Annotated in this window: 9 protein-coding genes and 1 pseudogene; 4 read left to right on the top strand and 6 right to left on the bottom strand. The window is 61.2% G+C overall.

Annotation, left to right across the window (positions count from 1 at the left end):
- Nucleotides 1-87, top strand: a pseudogene (locus tag MKL01_RS22895) (IS6 family transposase); the annotation flags it as partial.
- Nucleotides 88-296: 209 nt separating this feature from the next.
- On the opposite strand, the gene MKL01_RS22900 reads toward MKL01_RS22895, so the two are convergent.
- The 3 genes from MKL01_RS22900 to MKL01_RS22910 all read right to left on the bottom strand — a co-directional run bounded on the left by MKL01_RS22900 (nucleotide 297) and on the right by MKL01_RS22910 (nucleotide 2,481).
- On the bottom strand, nucleotides 297-728 hold the full coding sequence (locus MKL01_RS22900; protein ID WP_243907485.1) for a hypothetical protein: 432 nt from the start codon (nucleotides 726-728) through the stop codon (nucleotides 297-299).
- Nucleotides 729-980: 252 nt separating this feature from the next.
- Nucleotides 981-1,184, bottom strand: a complete 204-nt coding sequence (locus tag MKL01_RS22905; protein WP_243907486.1) for a hypothetical protein — start codon at nucleotides 1,182-1,184, stop codon at nucleotides 981-983.
- Between the two features lie 343 nt (nucleotides 1,185-1,527).
- On the bottom strand, nucleotides 1,528-2,481 hold the full coding sequence (locus MKL01_RS22910) for a LysR substrate-binding domain-containing protein (RefSeq protein ID WP_313901482.1): 954 nt from the start codon (nucleotides 2,479-2,481) through the stop codon (nucleotides 1,528-1,530).
- A 39-nt stretch (nucleotides 2,482-2,520) separates the two neighbouring features.
- On the opposite strand from MKL01_RS22910, the gene MKL01_RS22915 reads away from it, so the two are divergent.
- The 3 genes from MKL01_RS22915 to MKL01_RS22925 all read left to right on the top strand — a co-directional run bounded on the left by MKL01_RS22915 (nucleotide 2,521) and on the right by MKL01_RS22925 (nucleotide 5,805).
- On the top strand, nucleotides 2,521-3,750 hold the full coding sequence (locus MKL01_RS22915) for an aminotransferase class V-fold PLP-dependent enzyme (RefSeq protein ID WP_243907488.1): 1,230 nt from the start codon (nucleotides 2,521-2,523) through the stop codon (nucleotides 3,748-3,750).
- Nucleotides 3,751-3,810: 60 nt separating this feature from the next.
- On the top strand, nucleotides 3,811-5,112 hold the full coding sequence (locus MKL01_RS22920) for a dicarboxylate/amino acid:cation symporter (protein ID WP_243907489.1): 1,302 nt from the start codon (nucleotides 3,811-3,813) through the stop codon (nucleotides 5,110-5,112).
- A gap of 339 nt (nucleotides 5,113-5,451) precedes the next feature.
- A complete protein-coding gene (locus tag MKL01_RS22925; RefSeq protein WP_279604820.1) occupies nucleotides 5,452-5,805 on the top strand; it encodes a GFA family protein in 354 nt (117 codons plus the stop codon).
- A 35-nt stretch (nucleotides 5,806-5,840) separates the two neighbouring features.
- Here MKL01_RS22925 and MKL01_RS22930 read toward each other — a convergent pair whose 3' ends face one another.
- The 3 genes from MKL01_RS22930 to MKL01_RS22940 form a co-directional block, all read right to left on the bottom strand.
- The gene (locus MKL01_RS22930) at nucleotides 5,841-6,005 is read right to left on the bottom strand and encodes a hypothetical protein (RefSeq protein WP_243907491.1); all 165 of its coding nucleotides are present in this window, start codon (nucleotides 6,003-6,005) and stop codon (nucleotides 5,841-5,843) included.
- A gap of 1,376 nt (nucleotides 6,006-7,381) precedes the next feature.
- On the bottom strand, nucleotides 7,382-7,789 hold the full coding sequence (locus MKL01_RS22935) for a hypothetical protein (RefSeq protein ID WP_243907492.1): 408 nt from the start codon (nucleotides 7,787-7,789) through the stop codon (nucleotides 7,382-7,384).
- Between the two features lie 76 nt (nucleotides 7,790-7,865).
- Nucleotides 7,866-8,492, bottom strand: coding sequence for a hypothetical protein (locus MKL01_RS22940; RefSeq protein WP_243907493.1), 627 nt, complete (start codon nucleotides 8,490-8,492; stop codon nucleotides 7,866-7,868).
- Between the last annotated feature and the right edge of the window lie 120 nt (nucleotides 8,493-8,612).

The following is an 8,612-nucleotide window of genomic DNA, read 5'->3' on the forward strand; positions in this document are numbered from 1 at the left end:
TTCGGGTTTGCGGGGATCTGGACCGTGCGCGAGCAGAACCAGCTGCTCGCCTGCTGCTTCGGCCTTCCTGTCACGAACAAAGCATGAAAGCGAGACGGTAGACGCCCTTCCGCGGCTCACAGCCGGGTTTGCGACACGCCCCTTTTCAGGGTCTCAATTCCGCAGCGGTTGCTCTCCTGAATTGCCGGCTCTCGACTCGCCGGGGCGGATCCGGCCGGAACGGTCCATGTCGGCCGGGCGGCACGGTTAAGTCAACGTTGCCGGGACGGTGCAACGATGATCCCTGGCTCCGCATGCTAGGGCGAGGGCTTCCGAGCGAGCGCGCTAGCCAGCCGCTCAAGCTCAAGAGCTAGACAGAACAAGGCGAACAAGGCGCACGCAAGCAGTACGCCTTGGCTCACCAGCCAGCCGATGCTGAAGTTTACAGTGAGAACCGGCAAGTGCCGAAAAAACACGACGGAGAAAAGCGCCGCGCCGAAGATAAAACTGAGGCGTGCCAAGAAGGCGATCAAATGATTTAGGAAGACGTTTGGGCGAACAAACGGCACGGGAACACGGATATACCCGTACCAGTAGGCTGACTGCATGGTCAGTATCGAGACACAGATCATGAAATAATCACTGCCTTGCCGAGAAATCTGCTCTCCCGGGTTGTCAGCCAAATCTTGGAAAATCGGCAGCGTGGCCCAAATCAGACAGCCCGCACCCGCGATCTGAAGCAGCAGCAAGCCGAGATAGGTGGCTCGGACGTGGCGACTCGTCGGAGACGGTCGGATCACTGCTGCGCTCCGTCCATTGGCTGTATGCTCTTCCAGAGCGGTATCGCGCGAGCGGGAGCGACTATCAGCTGGGGCAGTCTTCCGAATTCTTCTACCACTGTAGGCGTGCGCGACATGTCGGGCTACTGATTGCCGCCCGCACCTGCGCGACGGCTTCCGGCTCCTCGGCCATCAGCAGGGCGCCCATCGCCTCGTGATAGTTCACCGGATCAACGCTACCGCCCGCAGTTCGCGCTCCAAGCCCTCACGGAGGACGTTCAACGGGTCATCGTTCGAGGCCTGCGGCGGACGGATCTCCTGCATCGGCGCGGGCGGCGTTGTGAGGAAGGCGGCGATTGCCACGTCACTCCAAGCTGTATCCGGGGTGGGACCGACACGCAGCAGGCGGCGCAGCAGCGCGATCATCTATGGCCCCCGCACGACCCGGATAGCCGGCTGCAGCACGTAGGGTGAGCCGGGCAGGTGCAGTCATTGCCTCGACGTTCTCAGCTGAGCCCGATAGCACGGCGGTGATGGCCTCGTGCAGGTTGAACTACTGCTGCATCAGGTGCAGCAGGTTCTGCCGCTTGCTTACGACCCTTTTCAGAAATTCAGAAAGTCCGCTTGCCGGCAATCTCGATCGCTACGAATAAGCGGATCTAAACGCAAGCTTTCGGGCCACCTTGGAGCCTCAACAGCAGATAGTGCTTAGTTGCAGAACGTCGTTAAGATGACGCTAGGAAAGTCCTTTCGTTGTGGAACTGACCGGCTACCTAAAGTCGGACGTGGCGCCGAGAAGCCAATCGGAGAAGGTCCGCACAAGGGCACGATTTTGGTCCGCTTTACGACTTACTAGGAAATAGCCGACGCCATCATCATGCTCAATGTCGAAAGGACGCACGAGCATCCCAGCTGAAAGGGCATCTGCCACTAACGAGCGCCGACCGATTGCAACGCCTTGCCCCTGTTCTGCTGCTGCAAGCGCGAGAGACGTTTCGCTAAAACTCGGACCTACGACGCCGAGAGCCGGGTCGAAATCGGCTTGTCGAAGCCACGCCGGCCAAGTCGGCCGTTCTGCGTAGTGGAGCAGAAGCTTGTCGTGCAGGAAGTCTACTCCAGCAGGAGAACCGTCCCACAGCGACGGCGCGCAAACTGGAAACAGGACGTCGGTGGTGAGCCGCTCAACGGAGAAGTCGCCCCAGGAACCGTCTCCCGCTCGGATGGCGATATCACCGGGCGAACGGTCCAGGCCTTCGTAATAGCGATGCGTGTCGAGACGAAAATCAATCCAGGAGTTGGCACGTAGGAAGGTCCCGAGCCGTCCCACCAACACCCGGAGGGCGAAGCTACGCGGCGCGGCAACAATTAGTGTCGTTCGCCGTCTGGGCTGACCGATCCTTTCTAGGCCCGACGCCAATTCGTCGAAACCTCGCCGGACGTAATCAGCGAGGAGGTCACCGGCCTCCGTCAGCGTGACACCGCGCGGACCCCTACGAAATAGTGCTGTCCCAAGCAGGTCCTCAAGCGATTTGATGTGCCGGCTCACTCCACCCTGCGTCATGCCAAGCTCGGCCGCGGCCCTGACCAAGTTGGTGTGTCGAGCGGCTGCATCGAAAACGCGCAGCTTACTGACCGGTATGCTCGCGAACGGGTCGGTATGAGCAGCATTCATACCGCAGCACATTAAGCCGCTAGTTGCCGGCTCTGCAAGGCATGACATCATTCTGATGAACGAACACTGCTGGCAAACCAAAGGAAATCCATGTCGCCCCGCGATGAGCTATTCGCCGCTGCAAGGGAGCAGTTCGCCGGTACGCGTGCGGGACCGTTTTTCGACATGGCTTCACGAGCCCTACTGTATACGGGAGGCCGTGCGGCGCTCGACAAGCACCTTGATGATATGGCGAACGGGACCATCGACAAGGCTGGGCTTTTCTCAGCGGTCGAGGAGTGTCGGGAACAGTTCGCCGCGCTCATCTGCAGCCATCCGGACGAGGTCGCCTTTACGCGTAACGTTACGGACGGGATTGCGGCCTTCGGGGCAGCGCTCGACTGGAAGCCCGGCGACACCGTGGTCGTTTGCGAAGAACTCGAACATCCGGCCAACATCTATCCTTGGTACGGTCTCGCCCGGAAGCACGGCCTCGTCGTCAAGAACGTGCGCCAAAAGCGAGGCGTCGTCCCGCTCGAAGACATTCTGCACGCCATAGACGAGCGATGCCGCGTCGTAGCGATCTCGGCGGTGTCGTTCGCACCGGGGTTCCTGTTTCCCGTGCCCCAACTTGGCGCCGAATGCCGCCGACGCGGCGTTCATCTCGTGGTCGACACGGCCCAGTCGATCGGGGTGGTCGAAACGGACGTGGAGAAGTGGGGTTGCGATGCACTAGCCGCGTCGACCCAGAAGGGGTTGATGTCCCTCTATGGGCTCGGTTTCCTCTACGTCCGTCGGAGCGTAGCCGAAACGCTTAACCCCGCTTACTTGTCGCGGTTCGGGGTCGAACAGGAAGGCCATGAAGCCAGCCTCGGTAATCCAATCTCAGGTCCTCTGGCGGCTGGAGCGCGCCGCTTCGACGTCGGCAACTACAATTACCCGGCCATTGTAACCGTCACGGCAGCCCTCAAGCTCATCCTGGACCTCACGCCAAAGGCTGTCGAACAACATACGTTCGGGCTCGCATGCGAATTCGCTGAGCGCATGCTGGCTCTCGGTCTGCCAGTCTTTGGCGGTCGCCCGGGCTCTCAGAGCACCCACATCGTCACGATCGGGTCCGAAATGGGCTTCGATCACGACTCCGCAGCCGACCTCAGCATGAAGGCGCTGTATGAGCACCTTGTAGCAGAAGGCGTTCGGCTCAGCATTCGGCGGGACCTGCTGCGCTTCTCCTTCGGCCTATACAACAATCGCGACGACATCGCTCGGGTCGAGCGGCTCATCCGCGAATGGATGCGTGGCCGGAATGCGGCTCAGAACTCGCTCGAAGTCACAGCGTAGTTCACCGACCTGACCGGTCGGGCGTCTCGTCCGGCCTCTCCCGAGCGAAGGAGCGGAACGATGGCAGCGACGCTGACGAGGGAAACGCACGCGGGCGGCGGCGAAGTCCGGACGCGCACAAACCGAACCTTGCCGCTTCAAATGTTGGCTGGGCTCGTGATTGGTTGTGTGCTGGGACTAGCATTCCCGGATCTCGGCAAGGCGCTCCTCCCGGTCGGACAAGCCTTCATCAAAGCGCTCCGAATGATCGTTGTTCCGCTCGTCTTCTCGTCCATTGCCCTTGGCATCTTCAACATGGGCCAAGAACTCTCTTCCTTCGGCCGTATGGTTCTCATCGCGTTCATCTGGTTCTTCGTTGCGTCGGGCTTCTGCATTCTTGTCGGGCTCGCCGCCAACGCGGTTTTCCATCCAGGAATAGGCGTCGACCTGTCGATCGCCGGAACCGTCCCGGCAAATGCGGGTCTGAAGATCAACCTCGCGTCCTTCCTGCTCGACCTCGTTCCCGCGAACATCGTAAGTGCGATGGCCGAGCAGAAGATCCTGCAAGTTCTGCTCTTCGGCGTTCTATTTGGGGCTGCGCTCGCATCCATCGGTGATGTCGGACGAAGCGCCGTTGTCATGCTACAGGCTGTTCAGGCAGCGATGATGAGAATGGTGCGCTGGATCATTGCGTTCTCCCCGATCGCGGTCGCGGCTGTTATGGCTTGGCTGTTTGCGAGCCAGGGGCTGACGACGCTGCTTGCACTCGGGAAGCTGATTGGAACGCTCTATGTAGGATTGGTGGTCGTCGTCCTGCTCATGTGGGTGGTGTTGTTCGCGATCGGCCACAATCCACTTGTCGTGACCCGCAAAATCGCCGAGCCCCTGCTGCTTGCATTCACCACGCGATCGTCAGAGTCGTCATTGCCGATCCACATGGAGATCCTTGAGCGGTTCGGCGTTCCTAACAAAGTCGTGTCGACCGTGATCCCGCTCGGTTATTCCTTCAACCAAGACGGGACCTCACTTTACATCTCCCTCGCAACCGCATTCGTCGTTGAAGCTCACGGCATCGCACTCGACCTCCCTGCCATGCTCACCATCATCGTTACCGGCCTCATCTCGACGAAGGGCATGGGCAACGTGTCGGGCGGCGGACTCGTGGCGGCCACTACCGTACTCGTCGCGTTGGGCTTACCGGTCGAGTCAGTGGCAGTTCTCGCGGCCGTTGATGTGTTCATGGACATGGGCCGCACTACCGTAAACGTCTTCGGCAACACGGTTGCAGTTCTCCTGGTTGACCGCTTCGGGGGCGTGTCGCGCGATACGCCTGAAGCGGTCGCAGACACCGTTGAGCCTCAAGCACTGGCGACCCACGCCTAACTGATGTTCGAACACGTTGTCGACTTACAGAGCGATTTCAAGACTCTACCTTGTCCAGGCGTGCGGGCTGCTATGGCGAAAGCCCGGGTCGGTAACTAACAGGTCGGGGAGGATCTATGAGGTTTTCTACTAGAGCATCCGCTTCCAAAGTGGTGTTGACCTCGGCTGAACAGCGACAGTGGATGCTAAACTGAACGCCGGTTTTTGGACGGCAACCCAATGACGGTTCTCCACTTAAAGGAGACATCGCGACCCGGCGTTGCTACAGGTCGACTTCCTGACTGAGGGGCCGAATCCATGCTTCGTGGACGCTGCTACTGTAACTCGATCCAGTTCGAGATGCCGGATAAGGCCGCAGCAAGTTCTGTATGCTACTGCGACTTTTGCCGGAAGCAATCAGGCGCACCCATGTTAGCATGGGCTATGATGCCCGAGGATGCCGTATCGGTTACTGGTAATCCGAAAGTTTACAACTCGTCCGAAGACGGGTGGCGTTCATTTTGCGGGTTGTGTGGCACCGGCCTATTCTTCACGAACGCACTTCTCAAGAAGATGGGAATGATGCAGGTGAGGATCGCAGCGCTCGATGATCCCGATGCAATCATCCCCCAAATTCAGGTGCAGACGGCGGAACGTGTGAAGTGGATGACATCTGCACATGAGCTTCCTGCCTTCGAGCGTTTTCCGGGTTGAGTAATGGCCGTTCCCCACCCTCTGCGGATCTTGCATCAAGCACGCTCCAGCAGGTCGATAAGCAGCGAGCCGGCAGCCGCGATGACGTTGCCCCGGCCGCGCCGGGGCAGGATCTGCGTCTCGGGCAGCAGCTCGACCGCTACCTCCGGCAGCACGGTCTCGGGCGCCTCGGCCTCTATGTCTTGATCCCCGCCACGCATATAAACGATTTGGCTGCCGGCAGTGTTTTCAGCAGCGGCAAACGATGGCTCGTCGTCGGCACCGTCCTCAAGGCCCAGATCCCCGTCAATACGGTCCAGGCCGGCGATGATGCGCTCCGCACCGGATGCGCGAGTGACGTTCGTGAGGGGTTGATGAAATCAACGGCACCCGTAAAATTCACTCAATCGGTTTAAAGCCTTCCTGACGGGCTAAGTTCAGCTTAGCCATATGATCGCGTTCGCTTCTTGCTGTTTGGCGCTTATTGTAGGCGGCGAGGCGCCCGCCATGATTGTTTTCAGCCTGGCTTGTATTGTCTTGGGCGCGGTTCTTGCAGGTGTAGCCTCAAAAAGACCCGTCCAGCAGGCGGTTCTTGAGAGTGCGGGCGGTAGTCTCATCGTGCTTGGCCTGATCATCATTGGTGCGGGCTTGCCTCTGTTCCGGTAAGGCCCCTTGAACCTGACGAGACCGCTCCAGCCTTGGACGTTGCCCATATCTGCGGCATATTGTTCATATCAGTAGTTAGCCACAGGAAGCGGTGGAACTAATGGAATTGCTGATTGTGTTCGTTGCCATCAGCAGTTTTCAGCGAGTTAGAGGATGCCGAACCGAGATCACGGATTTCACTTATCCAAGAAATCGCCCCGATCGCTGAAATCAAGTCGGCGACTCTCGAAGGTTGCTCGTGCGCAGCAGGTTGAAGACGCGGTAGATCACGAAGAGGCGGTCGCAACGGTTGATCGCCTCGAAGCCGCTCTCCGCGATCTGTTCAAGTAGCCCTTATACGGCCGAGCATCGCTGCCGCGGCATCTTATGGGCAGCGCATCCGTCACAGAGACGGATCTGCCGACATCAGCGTAGGGTACCTGAGTCGGTGGTCCTCATCCCGCTGATCTCCACGCTCGCCCGCTAGCTCCCCAAGGCATCGGAGGGCGGGCGTGGATGCCAATGGGGTACCGTTTCGTTACCCTATCACCGGCACAGAACCGGCGTCGGCGGGATCGCCGGCACGCCCAGCCCTGCTCACGACGAAGTTACGAACGTATCCACCAGTCGGTGGATGCCGGCCTCTGAGGCCGAAACCTAGCCTTTCCGTTGGCGCAACACACCCGCCTTTGGGAGGATCTCGGTGACCTCTGCCCTGTTTGCCGCATTCCTGCGCAGCCTAACGATGCTTGTGCTCGCGTATGCCATTGCTGCGCTCGCTTTCAACACCCTCTTGTTGATCCCGTCGCCGGATAGAAGCGCGAACTTCTCGGCAGCTAGGACTAACCCAGGCGTCACAATGTGTGAGTACCTTCCGACCGATGACATCGCGAGTTGCACGGTCCAGCACTGAGTGCGCAAGGACCGGCCGGTGGAAGACACACGACCGGCCTCAGGGGTTCGCCACCATGTCGAGGAGGGCCACGCCGACGGCCGCGATAACGTTGCCGCGTCCGCGCCACGGCAGGATCTCGGCCTCGGGCGCCGGCTCGACCGCTACCTCCGGCAGCACGGTCTCAGGCGCCTCGGTCTCGCGGTCCTGGTCGTTCCCGCGCATGTACACGACTTGGCTGCCGGTGGCGTTCTCGGGAGCCGCCAGAGACGGCTCGCCGTCTGCGCCGTCTTCAAGGTCCGCATCGTCGTCCATGCGGTCGAGCACGGCGATGATGCGGTCCGCCGCGTCGAGGGCGATCTGTGCCGCCTCCTCCAAGCTGGCGCGGAGCGCGGCGCCCGCCAGCGGCTCCAGCGCTGCCGGAGCGGCCGTTTTTGGACGCGGGGTGAAGGTGAGCACGTCGCCCATGGTGGTGTCTCGGGTGTGATGGAATGACCCGGCTGGATCCGACCGGGGCGGTACGCACGGCGACAGAAGGGTGGGCTCAGCGTTCGTGCTGGGCGTTCAGCTCGGCGAGCAGAGCGTCGTTGACCGGCCGGCCGTTGGTGTTCAGCTCGTCCCGGATAAGCACGCCCAGGCGCTCGCGCCGCTCGTCGGCGGTGACGGCCGTTCGGCCCCTGACTTCCTCAGCGATGTCACTGAGGAAGGCGCCCGCCCGGTCGTACTCGCGGTCCAGCGCCTCTCCGGCTGGCGTGTGCCCGCTGTATCGATCGGCGGTGAAACACGGGATCTCGCTGGCGCCCGTCAGGTGGTGGAACACGCCCTCCCAGGTCTCGTAGAGGCGGGCGAGCTGGGCGAGGTCGCAGCCGGACAGGTCGTGCGTGGCCGTGTCGCTCGCCGGGGCACAGTCGGCCTCGAACGCCGCCGTGACGGCGCTCATGATGTCCCGGAACAGGTAGGCGGGGACATCGGGGTCAGTCTCGCCGCCGGTGTAGAGCGCGACCTGAAACCGGGCGTAATCCATGAGGGCAAGGCGTCCGGCCCGCGTGGTCGGCGTGGTGCGCCACACCGCGGCTTGGGCGGCGGATTGCGCCTCGGTCAGCGCCCGCTCGCGCAGGAACCAGTTTGGCCGCGAGGTCGAGGTCGGGTCACGAACAGGTCCTGAGGACATGTGACGAGGACGGCGTGGATCTGCATCCAGGCGACGCCCCATGCCTCCATCGCTTCGGCCTGAGCGTCACGGGCCCGCAGCCATCGCTCGCCGAGCGCTACCAGTTCGGCGTCGGGGTGC

This window comes from Methylobacterium sp. J-070, assembly GCF_022829385.1.
GTDB lineage: Bacteria > Pseudomonadota > Alphaproteobacteria > Rhizobiales > Beijerinckiaceae > Methylobacterium.